This window comes from Epilithonimonas hungarica, from assembly GCF_900102265.1.
GTDB classification, from domain to species: Bacteria; Bacteroidota; Bacteroidia; order Flavobacteriales; family Weeksellaceae; genus Epilithonimonas; species Epilithonimonas hungarica.
Genome location: NZ_FNBH01000004.1, coordinates 172,879 through 190,581 on the forward strand (window position 1 = coordinate 172,879; position 17,703 = coordinate 190,581).

General features: G+C 36.7%; 13 protein-coding genes. 12 read left to right on the top strand and 1 reads right to left on the bottom strand.

What is annotated here, in order from left to right; all coding sequences use genetic code 11:
* Positions 1–142: 142 nt before the first annotated feature.
* The 12 genes from BLT30_RS15575 to BLT30_RS15630 all read left to right on the top strand — a co-directional run bounded on the left by BLT30_RS15575 (position 143) and on the right by BLT30_RS15630 (position 16,859).
* Positions 143–1,162 carry a pectinesterase family protein gene (locus BLT30_RS15575; protein ID WP_089874497.1) on the top strand — a complete coding sequence of 340 codons (1,020 nt, stop codon included), beginning with the start codon at positions 143–145 and terminating at the stop codon, positions 1,160–1,162.
* Positions 1,163–1,316: 154 nt separating this feature from the next.
* The gene (locus tag BLT30_RS15580) at positions 1,317–2,558 is read left to right on the top strand and encodes a glycoside hydrolase family 88/105 protein (protein WP_089874498.1); all 1,242 of its coding nucleotides are present in this window, start codon (positions 1,317–1,319) and stop codon (positions 2,556–2,558) included.
* A gap of 115 nt (positions 2,559–2,673) precedes the next feature.
* The gene (locus tag BLT30_RS15585) at positions 2,674–4,314 is read left to right on the top strand and encodes a glycoside hydrolase family 43 protein (protein WP_089874499.1); all 1,641 of its coding nucleotides are present in this window, start codon (positions 2,674–2,676) and stop codon (positions 4,312–4,314) included.
* A gap of 138 nt (positions 4,315–4,452) precedes the next feature.
* A complete protein-coding gene (locus BLT30_RS15590; RefSeq protein WP_245707193.1) occupies positions 4,453–5,286 on the top strand; it encodes a rhamnogalacturonan acetylesterase in 834 nt (277 codons plus the stop codon).
* A 126-nt stretch (positions 5,287–5,412) separates the two neighbouring features.
* Positions 5,413–7,080 (top strand): glycoside hydrolase family 28 protein, encoded by a 1,668-nt coding sequence (locus tag BLT30_RS15595; RefSeq protein WP_089874500.1) that lies wholly within the window; start codon positions 5,413–5,415, stop codon positions 7,078–7,080.
* Between the two features lie 28 nt (positions 7,081–7,108).
* Complete coding sequence (locus tag BLT30_RS15600; protein WP_089874501.1) at positions 7,109–8,053, top strand: alpha/beta hydrolase; 945 nt, start codon at positions 7,109–7,111, stop codon at positions 8,051–8,053.
* A 4-nt stretch (positions 8,054–8,057) separates the two neighbouring features.
* Positions 8,058–9,029, top strand: a complete 972-nt coding sequence (locus tag BLT30_RS15605; protein WP_089874502.1) for a pectinesterase family protein — start codon at positions 8,058–8,060, stop codon at positions 9,027–9,029.
* Between the two features lie 355 nt (positions 9,030–9,384).
* Positions 9,385–10,176 carry a T9SS type A sorting domain-containing protein gene (locus tag BLT30_RS15610; protein ID WP_089874503.1) on the top strand — a complete coding sequence of 264 codons (792 nt, stop codon included), beginning with the start codon at positions 9,385–9,387 and terminating at the stop codon, positions 10,174–10,176.
* A 488-nt stretch (positions 10,177–10,664) separates the two neighbouring features.
* Entirely contained in the window at positions 10,665–11,453 is a 789-nt protein-coding gene (locus tag BLT30_RS15615) for a T9SS type A sorting domain-containing protein (protein WP_089874504.1), read from the top strand.
* A 215-nt stretch (positions 11,454–11,668) separates the two neighbouring features.
* The gene (locus BLT30_RS15620; RefSeq protein ID WP_089874505.1) at positions 11,669–12,976 is read left to right on the top strand and encodes a pectate lyase family protein; all 1,308 of its coding nucleotides are present in this window, start codon (positions 11,669–11,671) and stop codon (positions 12,974–12,976) included.
* A gap of 35 nt (positions 12,977–13,011) precedes the next feature.
* A complete protein-coding gene (locus tag BLT30_RS15625; protein WP_089874506.1) occupies positions 13,012–15,651 on the top strand; it encodes a pectinesterase family protein in 2,640 nt (879 codons plus the stop codon).
* A 176-nt stretch (positions 15,652–15,827) separates the two neighbouring features.
* Complete coding sequence (locus BLT30_RS15630) at positions 15,828–16,859, top strand: LacI family DNA-binding transcriptional regulator (protein ID WP_089874507.1); 1,032 nt, start codon at positions 15,828–15,830, stop codon at positions 16,857–16,859.
* A 48-nt stretch (positions 16,860–16,907) separates the two neighbouring features.
* Here the strand turns inward: BLT30_RS15630 and BLT30_RS15635 are convergent, their stop codons facing one another.
* Complete coding sequence (locus BLT30_RS15635) at positions 16,908–17,573, bottom strand: head GIN domain-containing protein (RefSeq protein ID WP_089874508.1); 666 nt, start codon at positions 17,571–17,573, stop codon at positions 16,908–16,910.
* Between the last annotated feature and the right edge of the window lie 130 nt (positions 17,574–17,703).

The window sequence follows — 17,703 nt, forward strand, 5'->3', positions numbered from 1 at the left end:
TAACGATAATGTTTTTGAATTTTTCAGACAACATTATATAATTAATATTTAATACAGGTTTTCATCTCGAAAGGGATGGAAACTTGTATATTTAAAAAGATTAGGATTTAAGGATCTGTATTTTAAAATAAAAATCATAAAAATGGAGAGGTTAAAAACTAAAAGTCTTTTATTGCTTTTTTCTTTTATTCTGGTTTTGATCTGTATCAATTCTTTCAACATTGATCATATTGATTCTGAAAAAGTTTATACGGTTTCTCAAGACGGAAAAGGAGATTTCAAAACAGTTCAGGACGCAGTTAATGCAGTGGGAGATGAACTTAATATAAAGACTAAGATCTTTATTAAAAAAGGAACTTACAGAGAGAAGATCACAATTCCGGCTACAAAAGGAGCTATTTATTTAGAAGGTGAAAGTTTGACGGAAACAATTATTGTTAATGATGATTTTGCATCGAAGAAAAATTCAGCGGGAAAAGAAATGGGAACTACAGGTTCTTCCACGATTTTCATTTTCCCGGATAATTTCTCAGCAAAGAAAATCACTTTTCAAAATGATGCGGGTAAAGTCGGACAGGCTGTTGCAGTATTGATCACAGGTGATAAAGCTATTTTTGAAAACTGCAGATTCCTTGGATTTCAAGATACACTCTATCTGAAAGGCGAACAAGATGTTCCAACTCCTAAAAGAGAGACCCGGCATTATTTCAAAAACTGTTATATCGAAGGAACAACCGATTTTATTTTCGGTGCAGCGACTGCTGTTTTCGAAGATTGTACGATCTTTGCCAAAGAAAGTGCAACCTATCTTACAGCGGCTTCAACACCGGAAAATGCCAAATTCGGTTTTGTTTTTATGAATTGTAAAATCAAGGGTGAAGCCAGGCCGGAATCTGTCTATCTCGGAAGACCTTGGCGGCCATTTGCAAAAACAGTTTTTATTAATTGTGCAATCGATAACACAATCAAACCGGAAGGTTGGCACAATTGGAAAAAAACAGAAGCTGAGAAAACATCATTCTACGCAGAATATAATTCTAAAGGAATTGGTGCAAACGCAGAAAAACGGGTTTCCTGGTCTCATCAACTGACAAAAGAACAATCAAAAGAATATCAGATCAAAAATATTCTCTCAGGAAAAGACAACTGGGTTTTAAAATGAAATAAAATTTAGTATGAAAATGTCATACTGAGCAGAGTCAAAATGTACTGATTAAACTAAAAGCTTATCTAGGCGAAGTGGCTTTGTGAACTTAAAACATGGAATTAAACAAAATAACTTTGTGTTCATTGTGCCCAAATAAAAAATAAGAAAAATGAAAAGTTTTAAAATATTTACTCTATTGGCAATCGCATTGCGTGTTATTTTTTCATGTGCGCAAAAACCATTGCAAACATCTTCTCAGTCAACAGAAAAAATCAACATCGAAAATATTTCTACAAAATTGCCGTGGTCTGAGAGAATGATGCGATCAGAGATGAAACGTTTTCCCCAAGCTTGGCAACTGGATTTCTTCAAGACACCTAAATGGAGCTATCCAAATGGTTTGGTTTTGAAATGTGCGGAACTGTTGTTCAAGAAGACTGGAAAAAAAGAATATTACGATTATATCAAAGGCTACACAGATGAATTGGTGAATGAAGACGGAACAATCAAGACCTATGACATCAAAAAGTATAATCTTGATATGCTGAACTCCGGGAATGTCCTACTTTATCTCTATTCGGTTGATAAACAGGAGAAATATCTCAAAGCTATACAATTATTAAGGTCACAAATTGATAATCAACCTCGGACTTCCGAAGGTGGTTTCTGGCACAAGAAGATCTATCCAAATCAAATGTGGCTGGACGGATTATATATGGCGGAACCATTTTATGCGAATTATACAAAGTTATTTTCGACCGGAGCAGAAGCAGCAAAAGCTTATGATGATATTGCCAATCAGTTTGATGTGATTCAAAAACATATGGTCGATTCTAGAACAGGATTGTTATATCACGGATGGGACGAGAGCAAAGAGCAGCAATGGGCAGACAAACAAACCGGACTTTCTCCTAATTTCTGGGGGAGAGCAATGGGTTGGTACGGAATGGCAATGGTGGATGTTTTGGATTATCTACCAGAAAATCATCCAGGAAGAACAAAATTGATTGGTTATTTGAAATCTTATTCAGAAGCTTTACTGAAAGTTCAGGACACAAAAACCGGACTTTGGTACCAGGTTTTGGATAAAGGCGGACAGAAAGGAAATTATCTGGAAGCTTCGGCATCATCAATGTTTGTCTATACCTTTGCGAAAGCTGCCAGAAAAGGTTATTTACCAGATTCTTACAAAGCAATTGCAAAAAAAGGTTATGACGGAATTATCAAAAATCTCATTACAGTTGAAAAAGATGGAACCGTAAATCTGAATCAGAATTGCGCGGTTGCTGGATTAGGCGGAACACCTTACAGAAGCGGAACCTATGACTATTACGTGAATGAAGAAATCCGTTCCAACGACCCAAAAGGAACCGGACCATTCATCCTCGCCAGCCTGGAATTAGAAAAATAAATAATCAATTAATATTAAATAGTCTATAGTTTTTCTTTGATGAGTTTTACGGCTTTGTGAACCTTAAAATATTTTCAATAAGTTCAAAAAATCTTTGCGGACTTTGAGTTAAAAAATGACAGTACTAAAAATCCATATCATCCTTTTTTTTGCATTAGCAATCAACCATGTTGCAGCACAGAAGGCGAAACCTTATGTCTCAGAAGTCTGGGTTCCGGATTTAGGAAACGGAATGTATAAAAATCCGGTTTTGTATTCGGATTATTCCGATCCGGATGTGATTCGTGTCGGAGACGATTATTTTATGACGGCTTCCAGCTTCAACGAAATACCAGGTTTACCAATTCTTCATTCCAAAGATATGATCAATTGGAAGCTGGTGAATTATGCAGTTACCGATTTAATTCCAAAAGAACATTTTGAAAAACCAAAACGTGGTGATGGCGTTTGGGCACCAAGTATCCGTTTTCACAACAATGAATATTACATCTATTGGGGTGACCCGGATTTCGGGATTTATATGGTCAAAACCAAAGACCCTTTTGGAAAATGGGAAGAACCAATTCTCGTAATGGAAGGAAAAGGTCTTATTGATTCTTGTCCGTTTTGGGATGAAGATGGTCAGGCTTATCTCGTTCACGGTTGGGCAGGAAGTAGAGCAGGCGTTAAAAGTATTTTAACCATCAATAAAATGAATCCGGAAGGAACGAAAGTTCTGGACAAAGGCATTCACGTTTTCGACGGACACGATGCGCATCCAACCGTTGAAGGTCCGAAGATGTATAAACGAAATGGTTATTATTACATTTTTGCTCCCGCTGGAGGCGTCGCAACAGGTTGGCAATTGGCTTTGCGTTCAAAAAATATATACGGACCTTATGAAGAGAAAATTGTCTTAGAAAAAGGTTCAACTAAAATCAATGGTCCACATCAAGGTGCGTGGGTGGATACGCAGAATGGCGAAGATTGGTTTTACCATTTTCAGGATGTCGATGCAGGTGGAAGAATCGTCCATCTTCAACCGATGAAGTGGGAAAAAGACTGGCCAGTTATTGGAATTGATACTAATAAAAATGGAATTGGAGAACCAGTTCTGACATTCAGAAAACCGAATGTCGGAAAATCATACCCAATAGAAACACCTGCAGAATCGGATGAGTTCAATGATGATAAGATTGGATTGCAATGGCAGTGGAGTGCGAATGAAAATATCGTTTGGTCAGCCAAACTTCCTAGTAAAGATTATCTCAGATTATTCTCAATCAAAATTCCAGACGGTGAAAAAAATCTATGGAATGTTCCGAATCTTCTAACTCAGAAATTTCCTGCTCCAAATTTCGTAGCAACCACCAAAGTCAAATTATTCCCGGAAGATACAAAAGAAGGAAAAACTGCCGGACTTTTGGTAATGGGAATGGATTACCAGTCATTAGTTATCACAAACAAACCTGACGGATTTTATCTTCAACTGAGGAAAGCTCAAAAAGCGGATAAAGGTGGCGAAGAAAAAATACTGAACGAAATCAAACTAAAATCAAACGAAGTTTATCTAAAAGTTAATGTCAACGAACCAAACGGAATCTGTACATTCAGTTACGGCGAAAATGGGAAAAAATTTGAAAATATTGGCGAGACATTTCAGGCAAAACCCGGAAAATGGATTGGGGCAAAAATCGGAATTTATTCTGTCAGCGATTCCAAAGTTTCAAGAGGAGGTTATGCCGATTTTGATTTTTTCAGAATTACAAAAAATTAGATTTATTGCAAATCGAAGATTCGACGGAGTCAAAGGCGGAAAGTTCAATTAAAATAAGATAAATATTAAGGCGCAAACTTTTGCGACTTGAAGAATGAAGTTTAAAATAAATTATTAGCGCCTTTGCGTTAAAGAAAAATGAAAAGAATCAAAAACATCTCAACAGCATTTTTTATCACAGCTTCTGTAATGACTTTTGCTCAGACAGAACAGGATAATCAAAAAGAAAGAATTGTAAAACCTGCAACAGATAAAAATACGACCAATATTTTTCTGGCTGGCGATTCTACGTTGACAGATTATACTTTGGAAAGCAATTATCAGGAAAAACGTTATCCACAGCAAGGTTGGGGCGGTGTTTTTCAAGAGTTTTTTCTAACAGATAGTCTCAAGACTTTCAAATCTCCATTAGCAAAAAATGTTTTAGTAGTTGATAAAGCCAAAGGCGGAAGAAGCACAAGAACTTTTTTTCAGGAAGGCAGATGGCGTTATATTTTTGAAAATCTGAAACCGAAAGATTGGGTTTTGATTCAGTTTGGTCATAATGATGAATCTGAGAAAAAAATTGACCGTTATGTGGATGTTCCTGGTTATAAGGAATATTTGAGATTGTACATTCATCAGGTTCGTGAAAAAGGTGCGACGCCGGTTTTGGTCACGCCTGTTTCCAGAAATTATCCTTGGAAAGACGGTGTTTTGGGCGACAGTCACGTAGATTATGCGAAAGCGATGATAGAAATCGGGCAGGAGCAAAAAGTGGATGTGATTGATTTGAATAAGCTTTCCAGAGAATTTTTCACACAAAGAGGAAAAGATTTCGTGAGCACAACTTACTTTATGAATCTTCCTGAAGGCAAATTCACAGCTTATCCGAATGGACAAAAGGATGATACACATTTCCAACCAGAAGGGGCAAAAGCAGTCGCTCAGTTGGTTTATAATGAGTTCAAAAAAATAGTAAGCAAAAAATAAACTCAAAGTTTGTCATTCCGTAGGGATTTCAAACATTGAGAATAGAGTCAAAAACTTTGCGACTTTAAAACAAAATATAATTTAATAAGACTTTGCGCTCTTTGCGTTAAAATCAAAATATTGAGAATGAAGAAAACGATTAAAATTTTAGCTTTAAGCTTAGCAACATTACTTTCAGGAAACGCTTTTGGACAGAGTATTTCTGATATTTATAAAAATGTAGAATTCAAAATGCCGACGGTTGCAGAAACGTCTTTTCCCACAACTTCTGTCAATATTAAAAATTTTGGTGCTGTTTCCGGTGGAATAGTGAAAAATACCGAAGCTTTCAAAAAAGCCATTGATGAAACTTCTCAGAAAGGTGGTGGAACGGTTATCGTTCCAAGAGGAATCTGGTTAACGGGACCAATTGTTCTGAAAAACAACATCAATTTGCATTTGGAAGACGGCGCTTTGGTGATGTTCAGTCGAGATTTTGCGGATTATCCTTTGGTTGATGTAAGTTTCGAAGGTTTGAATACAACCCGTTGTCAGTCTCCGATTTCTGCAAAAGGTGCTACCAATATTGCAATTACAGGAAAAGGTGTGATTGACGGAAACGGCGACGCGTGGCGATATGTGAAAAAAGGGAAAATGACGGATGGACAATGGAAAGAATTATTGTCAAAAGGTGGAGTTTTGTCTGATGATAAAAAAACTTGGTTCCCAAGCGAAAGTTCTAAAAGAGGATTTACAAGCACAGGAAATTTCAATATTCCTGAAAAGTTAACGACAAGAGAGCAATTGGAAACTGTGAAAGATTTTCTTCGTCCGGTTATGGTAAGTTTAGTCGGTTGTGACAAAGTTCTTTTGGATGGACCAACGTTCCAAAATTCCCCGGCTTGGAATCTTCATCCATTGATGTCAAGTAATTTGATTTTAAGAAATCTAACAGTTAGAAATCCTTGGTATTCTCAGAATGGCGACGGTCTGGATTTGGAATCTTGTAAGAATGTTTTGGTTTACAATAATACATTTGATGTTGGCGATGATGCAATTTGTATCAAATCCGGAAAAGACAAAGACGGGCGTGATAGAGGCATTCCGACGGAAAATGTCATCATCAAAAATAATACGGTTTATCACGCGCACGGCGGCATTGTGATTGGAAGTGAGATGTCTGGCGGTGTGAGAAATCTCCACGCTTCAGATTGTACGTTTATAGGAACGGACATCGGACTTCGTTTCAAAACGACGAGAGGAAGAGGTGGTGTTGTTGAGAATATTTGGATTAGCAATGTTGATATGACGGGAATTCCGGCTCAAGTCATAGGTTTCAATATGTTCTACGAAGGCAATTCGCCAATTATAGAAGAAGACCAGAGTGCGGACGATGAAAAAAGAGTGGTAAAAGATATTCCTGTGACGGATGAAACTCCTGTTTTCAGAAATGTGTTCTTCAAGAATATTACAGCTTCCAATTCTTACGAAGCGCTTTCGCTAAACGGTTTATCTGAAATGAACCTTAAAAATATTATTGTTGAAGATTCTTACTTCGATACCAAAAAAGCTTTGACAATCGTAGATGCAGACGGAATTATATTGAAAAATGTTAAAATAAAATATACCGACGGAACCGGTGCAACAATCTATAACAGTAAGAATGTTGATGTATCCGGATTAACTTTGGAATCTTCTAAAACACCTTTGATTAAAGTTATCGGAAGTAAAACCAAAGCTATCAAATTGCCAAAAGGAATTACGGGAGATAAATTGTCTATTTCCAAAGATGTTCCGAAGAATGCTGTAAAATAATTTTTCTTATATTTTTTTCTTAAAACGGATGAAACCAGCCAAAGTTAACTTGAATCACAATAGTCATCTGCGGAAGATTTTCATCCGTTTTTCTATTGTTTTGATTTCGCTTTCAAAGATGTATTCTCAGGAAATCGAAAGACCAAAAGCGCAACCTTATACTATTGAAGCAACTTACGACAAACTGAAAAAGAAATATCCTTTCATCCAGCTTTTAAATCTGGAATTTCCAAAAAATATTCAGCTTAAAAAAGATGTTGTATATAAAACCAGAAACGGAAAATCACTTTTAGCAGATATTTATTATCCTAAAGATTCGGCTCAGAAATATCCCGCGATTATTCTGGTTCACGGTGGTGGATGGATTTCCGGAAGTAAAGAAAATGAACGATTTCTTGCTCAGGAATTAGCTTCAAAAGGTTATGTTGCGATGGCAATCAATTATAGTTTAAGCGACGATGCAAAATATCCTGGAGCAGTTGAAGATATCGAAGATGCTTTGAAATTTTTGAAGAAACATCACAAAGAATTTTATTTTAATAAAAAGAAAATTGCACTTGGCGGAAACTCGGCCGGAGCACAATTAGCAACTTTGGTCGGTGTGAAAAATAAAGTTCAGGCGATTGTCAATATCGACGGAATCGTGTCTTTTACTCATCCCGAATCTGAAGAAGGCGCTTACGCAGCTTATTGGTTTGGAGTGACAAAAGCCCAAAATTTCAAACTCTGGAAAGAAGCTTCACCTTTGGAATATGTTGGGAAACGTACGCCGCCAACATTGTTTATCAACAGCTCTCAGTCGAGATTTCACGCTGGAAGAGATGATATGATGAAGCTATTAAAAAATTATAATATCCCGACGGAATTTCACGAAATCAAAGATTCTCCACATTCGTTTTGGCTAGTTCAGCCTTGGTTTGACGAGACATTGAAATATACTGTTGATTTTCTGGATAAAGTTTTGAAAAATTAATCTAATGAAAAAGCTATTCTCTTTTCTCAATTTTTCGTTCATTATTTTGTCTTTTGCGCAGTCACCTTATATCAGTATTACTGTTGCTAAGGATGGTTCTGGAGATTTTGCAACGATCCAGAGTGCGATTAATTCTATTCGGGATTTAGGTCCTGCTGAAGCTTTTATTAAGATTAAATCAGGGATTTATAATGAAAAAATTGTGATTCCTTCTTCAAAACATTTGATTACAATTGAAGGCGAAGACAAAGAAAATACAATCATTACAAATGATGATTTTTCCGGAAAACTGAATCCTTTAACTAATGATAAGCTCAATACTTTTAATTCTTACACATTTTTAGTTGCTGGAGATAATATTAAGGTTTCGAATTTAACGATTCGAAATTCTTCATGTAATCAAGGACAAGCCGTTGCGCTTCACGTGGAAGGTGACCGGTTTGTAATGAAAAATTCTAAAATTTTGGGTTGTCAGGATACACTTTACGCAGCGACAGACCACAGCCGGCAATATTATGAAAACTGTTATATAGAAGGAACTACGGATTTTATTTTCGGTCAGGCGACTGTGGTTTTCAAAAATTGTGAAATCAAAAGCTTGGCGAATTCTTACATTACTGCTGCGGCAACAAGTAAAGACAATCAATTTGGTTTTGTTTTTATCGATTGTCATTTGACTGCAAAAGAAGACATTACCAAAGTTTATCTCGGGCGACCTTGGCGACCATTTGCAAAGACGGTTTTCATCAATACAACTATGGAAAGCCATATTTTACCGGAAGGCTGGAATCCCTGGGAAGGTGATAAAATGTTTCCAGATAAAGAAAAAACGACTTTTTATGCAGAATTTGGAAACAAAGGAAATGGAGCAAATTCTAGCAAAAGAGTAGAGTGGTCTCATCAACTTTCCAAAAAAGAATTGAAAAATTATACGGTTGAAAAGATTTTCAAAAAGTCTGATAATTGGATTCCATAAGAAATTGTTGCACAAATTATAATTTCTAAAATTCCCAATATTTTGCTTTTAACGTAAATTTTGGGAGTTTTTATGCAATCGATTACTTGTTCTTTTTGAAATAAAATCATGTTTTTGATATTTATTTTTCTAAGAAATTCAAAATTTAATTAAACAGCTATTTAGCTGTAATTAACTTTAAATAAAGAAAAACTTAATAGAATGTTAATTAAAATTAATATTTAGGATAGAATTTTTTCGTAAAAATATTGTGCAGGATATAAATAATTTTATATTAGAACCGTCGATTAATTACAGGAAATAGTGTAATCGATTGCGCAAATGAATTAAACAAACAATTAATAAATTACTTATCATGAAAAAACTATTATTTTCTTTAATATTTGCAGGCATTTCTGTAGCAAATCTTAGTGCACAGTCAAAGACTTGGGATTTTAGCGATACTGCGAAATTTGCTGCAGGTGCAATTTCAACAGATACCACAATAGACGGATTGTCATTTGTGACAGGTGGAAGTAATCTTACGATAGCTACAAATAGCCTTGCAACGTTCGATGACGGATATGCTCCGGCTCAACGTTTACAGTTTGGAGGCAATAGCTACGGTGGTTCTACTAATCCGGCTGTTGGGACAACTTCCATGCCTACGAGGAGATATACGCAATTTGCTGTGGCTGGAAATGCTATGATTAAACTTTGGGCAAGAGGAGGGGGTGCCGGCAGGTCTATTTTAATTTCTGATGGCACTGGAAAGGTTTTAAGTTCAACAACTTTTGCAGGCAATGGAACTTCGGATATTGCCATTATTTCATATGCATATACGGGTACTGCTGGAAATATAATAGTATCTACGGGAGGTGGGGATAATAGTTTGTATAAAATAGAATATACGGACAATTCTACCCTGGCGGTGGGAGAAACAAGGTCAGAGATAAAAGCTAATGCTTTTTCCATTGGCAATAAGGTTTATATAAAAGATCTTGCTTCAAAAAATACCATGGTCAATGTTTATTCTGCCAATGGTTTGCTTGTTAAATCCTTCAAAACTTCTGCTGATACAGATTTTGAGGTTAATGGGAGAGGTGTTTATTTCATTAATCTGAGGTCTGATGCTGGAGAAAGATCAATTAAGGTACTGCTAAGATAGAAAGCAAGTAGTAACTTTTTTCATATTATTTTTTTTGAATAAGCCCGAGCAATAGTTTTGTCGGGCTTTTTTTTTGTTTTAATTGCACATTGGTGGAGTCTGACAGTGTAATATTATTGTTTCTGCTTGAAGCGTTAAAGTGTTGGTGGTCAAGGAGGCTTTATTTTATAATAATATTTTTTTGAAAATCCATTTTTGAGGCAGATTGGTCATGAATTTGGTAAATTCGGAACAATCGATTGCATTGATTTTTTTTTCTAAAATTGATTTTCATCACTTGATTTATTTCGAAAATCAATAATTTAATATTTTATAAACCATTATTAATAAAGGATATTTTATTAATAATAAAATAAATTAACATTAAATTAAAAAAAAATATCTTGGAATTAAATAATAATTTTATATTAGAACCATGGAATAGTTACACAAAATTGTGTAATCGATTGCATTAAAATTTAAACAAACAATTAATAAATTACTTTATCATGAAAAAAACATTACTTCTTTTAGCTTTTTCTGTTGTTGCGGCTGTGAGCGATTTTAAAGCACAAACCAATTGGGATTTCGGAACATGGGATAATATAGCAGCTGTAACGGCACCAGTTGTTAAGAATAATCTTGGGCTGGTACCAGGTGAAAACGTTACAACCTTTGGTGTAGTGGAAGGTAATACTGCAAACTTTGCAAGTAATCCTGATGCGGAAGGATTTAATGCCACAAAACGTTTCAAGTTTGGTGGTGGTGGTTTTGATACAGGTATGAGTAATGCTGTACCAACAAAAAGATACATTGTTTTCAAAGTTACGGGTAATTCCGCAGTAAAAATCTGGTATAAAAATGGTGGTGGCGGAGACCGAACTTTATATCTTGGAAACGGATCTACAGTTTTTACTTCTAAAACTGCTTCAAACTCTACAGATCCTTTGGTGCTAGATTATCAGTATGTTGGTGGTGCTACAGATCTATATATCTATGGTGATCAGGCCATCAATATTTATAAAATCAGAGCAACCAATGTAGGAACAACAGTTCTTGGCGTAAGTGATGTTAAAAAAGAAATGAAAGCGAACATTTTCTCTAGCGGGAACAAAGTTTATGTTTCTAATCTGGAATCAAAAAATACTCAAATCAGTGTTTTTAATGCTAATGGGTCTTTGGTTAAATCAGCAAGCTCTTCTGTAGATACAAACTTTGAAATCAATAACAAAGGTGTTTATTTCGTAAACCTGAAATCTGATGCGGGTGTGAAATCTACAAAGGTTTTAATTAAATAATTCGAGAATCGAAAGAGGAATCTAATATCAATAAAATTTATAGATAATAAATTTTTCATTAATCAAGGTTTGATGAAACTTGCTTTCATTAAGCCTTTTTTTTACCCAATTTAAAAATTTAACATAATATTTATCTATCTATTGATCAATTTGTTATGTTTTATTTAATGATTCTTCTAATATAAATTTTCAACACAACTTATGATTACGACGTAATGAAAAAAATACTTTTATTAGCTTTCTTGGCTATTGTTACAAGCCTTGAGATCAAAGCACAATGTCCTGTTTCCGGATGGGCTTCAACCAATGGCGTTACAGGAGGCGGAACAGCTACGCCAACTGTTGTTACAACGTATGCTGAACTAAGAACAGCTGTCAATAGCACATCGGTAAAGGTGATCCATGTTTCCGGACAAATTACTTTTCCTAGTACGGGAAGATTGACGCTTAATAATCAAACGAACAAATCTATTATAGGATTGGCCGGGGCTAGATTGATATCAACTGATCTTACAGCCGGGGGCTCAGGGATTTTAACCTTGAAAAACAGTTCTAATATTCTTATCAAAAACATCACATTTGAAGGGCCTGGTGCCTATGATGTAGATGGTAACGATAATATGACGATAGATAATTGCACCAATGTCTGGGTAGACCATTGCACTTTTCAGGATGCATTGGATGGCAATCTTGATATCAAAAATGCTTCTGATCTGATATCGATAACGTGGACAAAATTCGAATATCTGAAACCGCCAATTGCAGGAGGCTCCGGAGGAAGCAACGATCATAGATTCTCAAACCTTTTCGGGTCATCTGACAGTGATACACAGGACGATGGAAAGCTGAGGGTCACGATGCAATATTGCTGGTGGGCAAACGGCGTGAGAGAAAGAATGCCGAGAGTGAGGTATGGAAAAGTGCATTTGGTAAACAATTACTTCAATAGCTCTGTCAGCAATTACTGCATCTATGCGGGTTACAAAGCAGATTTGTTGATTGAGGGCAATTATTTCGATGGTGTGAAAAACCCGATCAGGTTAGAAACCGGGAATTTCACAGCGGCTCAATCCGTTGATAATACATTTGTTGGGACGACCGGGACGGCGGTTGGTTCCGGAACGGCATTTACACCACCTTATTCATTAACTAAAATTGCTTCTCAGGATGTGAAACAAACTGTAATGTCAGGGGCGGGAGCTGTACTTTTACAATCCACGGACTGTTTTTTTTTAGGAACTAACGAAGCAGTTTCAAAAAGTATTTCTAATGCTTCTTTTTTTCCAAATCCAGCTTCTGAGAATATTTCTTTCAAAGTCTTTTCTGATTCTGATAACAAACCTGTAACAATTAACGTCACTGATCTTTCAGGCAAGTCGGAAGGTGTGATTTACAAAGGAGCTTTAACGAAGGGTAATAATACCATTAATTCTATTCCAATAAAAAAACTAGGCAAAGGTGTGAAGCTTTTTGAAGTTAAGACCGATGATGGTTCTTATGTTCAAAAAGTGATCATCAAATAGAACTATTTCACTGACTACTAATTAATAACTTACTAATGAAAAAAAATCTAATTTTACCAATCGCACTTTGCAGTGCCGTGATGATTTTCGGAATCGGAAAAGGAATTTCTTTTTTTTCAGATTCATCGAATGGGAATCCAGTAACGTCCTTTTCATCAACCAATGAGATCAAAAAGACAAATGAATTCTCAAAAAAATATTCAAAACCTTTTGAAGCAACGCCGGCTTCTGTTAATTGGCCATTGATTGCTGATGTTACGACCAAATCTTTGGAGGGTAATCTGGAGTCTGGTCTGGTCTATCCAACAGCTGTATTGAAAACCGAAGTCAACTCAAAAGTTGATTTCACCGGCGACGGAATAGTTGATAGCAATATCGATTTCTATCAATATAGTGGAACCAGCAATAGCTGGACTGGAACAGGAAGTACAACTGTCATCGATGAAACCAAATACGTACAGTTTGATGTCAATGCAACTAATGGCGGAACCTTTACGATTAACAGAGTAGAAGCTTTGGTGGGAGGTGCTGGAACAAGTAATATGTATTATCAGGCATTTTACAGTTTGAATGCAGATTTCTCAGACAGGGTCCAGATCAAAAGTGCGACGCAGTTAACGCCGAGCGGCAAAGCACAAACATTGGATGTGACGCTTGCAACCTCTGTAGTGATTTCGGGAAGCCAGAAATTCTACCTCAGATTTTATCCTTATCTGGCATCTGCTACTACCGGAAAACAATTTGCACTTAGGAATGTGAAGATCTCCGGAATTATGGAAGGTGATGTTGCCAATCCGGCAACGGTTTCTACTACTGCAGTTTCATCTATCTCAACAACAACAGCTAAAACCGGCGGAACTATTTCCAGCAACGGTGGTGGAGCAATATCGGAAAGTGGAGTGGTTTGGAGCACGAATCAGAATCCAACAATTGCAGATTTGAAAACTACCGAGAATGCAACTTCCGGCCCTTATATAAGTTCTTTAACCAGTTTATTGCCAAATACGACATATTACGTTCGAGCTTATGCAACCAATTCAGCAGGAACATCCTACGGTTCTCAGGTAAGTTTTACGACTTTGGCAAGTATTGTTGCGCCAGCAGTTACAACAACGTCGCAATCCCAGGTTACCAACAAATCTTTTGTGGTTTCGGGGAATGTTACTGATTGGGGCGGAGCAGATGTTACAGACAGAGGCATTGTCTGGTCAAAAACGGAAACAGCGCCAAGCCTGGATAATGCAACCAAAGTATCGACAGGTTCTGGCTTGGGGACTTTTTCTTCTTACGTTTATGGTGTTAGTCCTTCAACTCTTTATTATGTAAGAACATTTGCGACCAATTCAGCAGGAACATCTTACGGCAGTACAGCAACGGTTACAACAAAAGCAACTGACCCAGACGTCATCAGAACTATTGCCAAAGATGGGTCGGGGGATTATACAACGGTTCAGGCGGCTTTTGATGCAGTTCCGGATAATTATACGGGCAGATGGATCATTCATATCAAACCAGGAACTTATACAGAAAGGCCGACACTTTTGGCTGCAAAATCAAACGTATTCTTAATTGGGGATGATGCTGCCACAACAATTATTACCAATAATATCTCTGCAGGCGACATCAATCCCGATACAGGTTTGGCCTACGGAACATCGCTTTCGCAGACAATGGCGATTTTCGGAAGTGATTTTACAGCTTCAAAAATTACCATTGCCAATACTTTTGTGAACTCAACAGCTAATACACAGGTCAATTCCCAGACACAAGCTGTTGCGCTTAAAACGCAAGGTGACCGCCAGGCTTTCTACGATTGCAGGGTCCTAGGTTATCAGGATACGTATTTAGGAAACAGTATTGGTAGGGCCTATTTCAAAAACTCTTATATAGAAGGTAATGTGGATTTCATTTTCGGAAGACAGACTGTGGTTTTCGACCATTGTACAACCTATATCAATCGTAATAATAGTGTTGTAACAGCGCCATCAACAGAATCGACGACGAAATTCGGGTTTGTTTTCCTGGATTGTAATTTGACAGTTCCTGCCGCTGGAACAGCTGACTTTAACGGTGCAACGATCAGTAATTTCCATTTTGGAAGAGCTTGGCAGAATACACCAAAATCTGCTTTCATCAGATGTGAAACGCCTTCTATGCTCAATCCAACGGGTTGGACAACACCGATCAATGGAGTGATTCCTGTGACTTTTGTAGAATACGGAAATACGGGGGACGGAGCAACGCCAGAGAGATTGGCTCAGAGAGCGAATGGAGGAGTGGTCTTGTCGCAAGCGGAATCTTTGCCTTATACGATTTCAAATGTTTTCAAAAAAGATACAGACCCGTCATTTTTATTCGATTGGATGCCGGAATCTTCTATTAATATCGATTTTGAGACTTTAGCGGTAAACAATATCAAAGGAAACAAAACCTTGGTTTACCCAAATCCTTTCTCTGACCAAGTGACGATTGCTTATGATTTGAAATCGAATTCGGATATTACAGTTATGATCTACGATGTCAATGGAAGAATTGTGAAAAACATCAAGAAATCGAATGAAAAATCAGGACAGAAAGAATTAGTGATTCCTACAACTGATTTGAAATCAGGTGTTTATTTCTATACTTTGAAAAATGACACTGAGCAGACAAACGGAAAACTGATCAAAAACTAGAACGATTTAAATTTTCATAATACAGGAGCCGTTTTCATTTCGGTGAAGCGGCTTTTTTATAGAAAATATGAAATGCGGACACTGAAAAAAAGATATCAAAAGATTTTGATTCCAAAAGCAGTTGTGACAGGTATTATTTATATATTTACAACGACCAAATATTCATCAAAGGATATATGACGAAAAAAAACACGACGATATATGACATTTCCAAAAAACTGAATGTGAGTGTGGCGACTGTTTCCAGAGCGCTAAACAATCATCCAAGAATCAGTCAGGAAACCAAAGAGCTGGTAATGGCTGCTGCCAGGGAAATGAATTATAAACAGAATAATCTTGCAAAAGCGCTCAAAAGTGGTGAGACAAAAACCGTAGGTGTCATTGTTCCTTACATTAATACCAATTTCTTCTCATCTGTCATCAGAGGTTTGGAAGAAGAACTGTCTCCACACGGGTATCATGTGATCATATGCCAAAGTCATGAAGATGCTGCGATAGAAAAGAAACAGCTCAATACTTTGCTGAATACGCAAGTTGACGGTATTTTTATTTCAATTTCCAGAAATACTTCTGATATGGAGTATATCAAGAAAATTCTGGCAACTACAAACACACCGATCATATTCTTCGATAGAAAGAAAGATATTCCGGGAATCAGTACAATTACGATTGATGACCACAAGGGTGCTTTTATGGCGACGGAACATCTTATAAATCAAGGTTATAAAAATATTTGTCATTTTTCGGGAGATCAGAATCTGGAGATCTATCAGAACCGTCTTAATGGTTATATCGATGCGCTTAAAGCTAATGACCTACCTGTCGTCAAAGAAAATATCATTAATACAGGAAGTTCCATTGAAGAAGGAATAAGTGCAGTGAAAAACCTCTGGAAACGTAAGATAAAACCTGATGCTATTTTCTCTGCTTCAGATTTTACGGCGCTTGGAGCTTGTAAGGAATTTAAGAATCTTAAGGTTAAGATTCCTGAAGATATTGGTGTGATCGGTTTTAGTAATGAGCCATTTACCCAATTTATGGAATTGTCAATCAGTTCTGTGGACCAAACGCCGGTTGTGATGGGGAAGATAGCCGGAAATGTTTTTCTGGAAAGGATAAAAGATAACTCATCAGGGATCAGCATCGAGAAGAAACTGGTGCTTTCACCAACGCTCCATATTAGACAATCATCTAGCAGAAAAAAATAAAAACTCCCAATTTTGGGAGTTTTTATTTTAACTTTTTATTAGAGACAATTATTTGTAATTGATTTTTCCCCCAACCACTTTTTTATCGTTTTTGGTTTTTGGATCTCCATAAACATCAATCACGCCGCCGGCCCTGGTTGTGGCTGTAACAGATTCGGAGGCATAAACAGAAGCTTGACCGCCTGCGTTGGTTGTGATACTTGTGATATTTGTTTTCAGGTTTTGTCCGTCATATTGTCCACCCGTATTTACAACTACAGATTGGGAATCTGCTTCACCAGATAGTTTCAATGAACCTCCGGTATTGACTTTTCCTTCAACTACACTTGCATCTACATTCAGATTGATCTGTGAACCTTCATTAGAGGTTACCTGGAGTTTAGAGGCTTTCAAAGCATCGTTAGAATTAATAACAGCTCCTTGGCTTGCCTGGATATTGTTGATGTTTTTATAATATAGAACCACTTTTACATCGTCACCTTGCAGAAGTTTCAGTGTTTTCATTCTTACCTTCAGCTCGTTTCCGGAGTTTACAAATTCTATATCATCTGATTTGGAGCCACTTAGTTCCGCTTTGTAAGAAGAGGAGGAAACTAGCTCTACAGGTATTTTATCAAATACCTTCAACGAGGTAAAAGCACCTACATCTTTGGTTTGGGCGAATGACAACTGAGACAACAGAAATACAGACGCAGCTACAATTGTATGTTTCATAATTTTTTCGATTTATGTCTCAATAACAAAATCAAAACCACTTTATGTTAGAATATGTTAAAGTTGGAGTACGTCCGTCTCTTTATAATGTAAAAACCTTAAATTTAATTTTATTAATTATGAGAAAGGC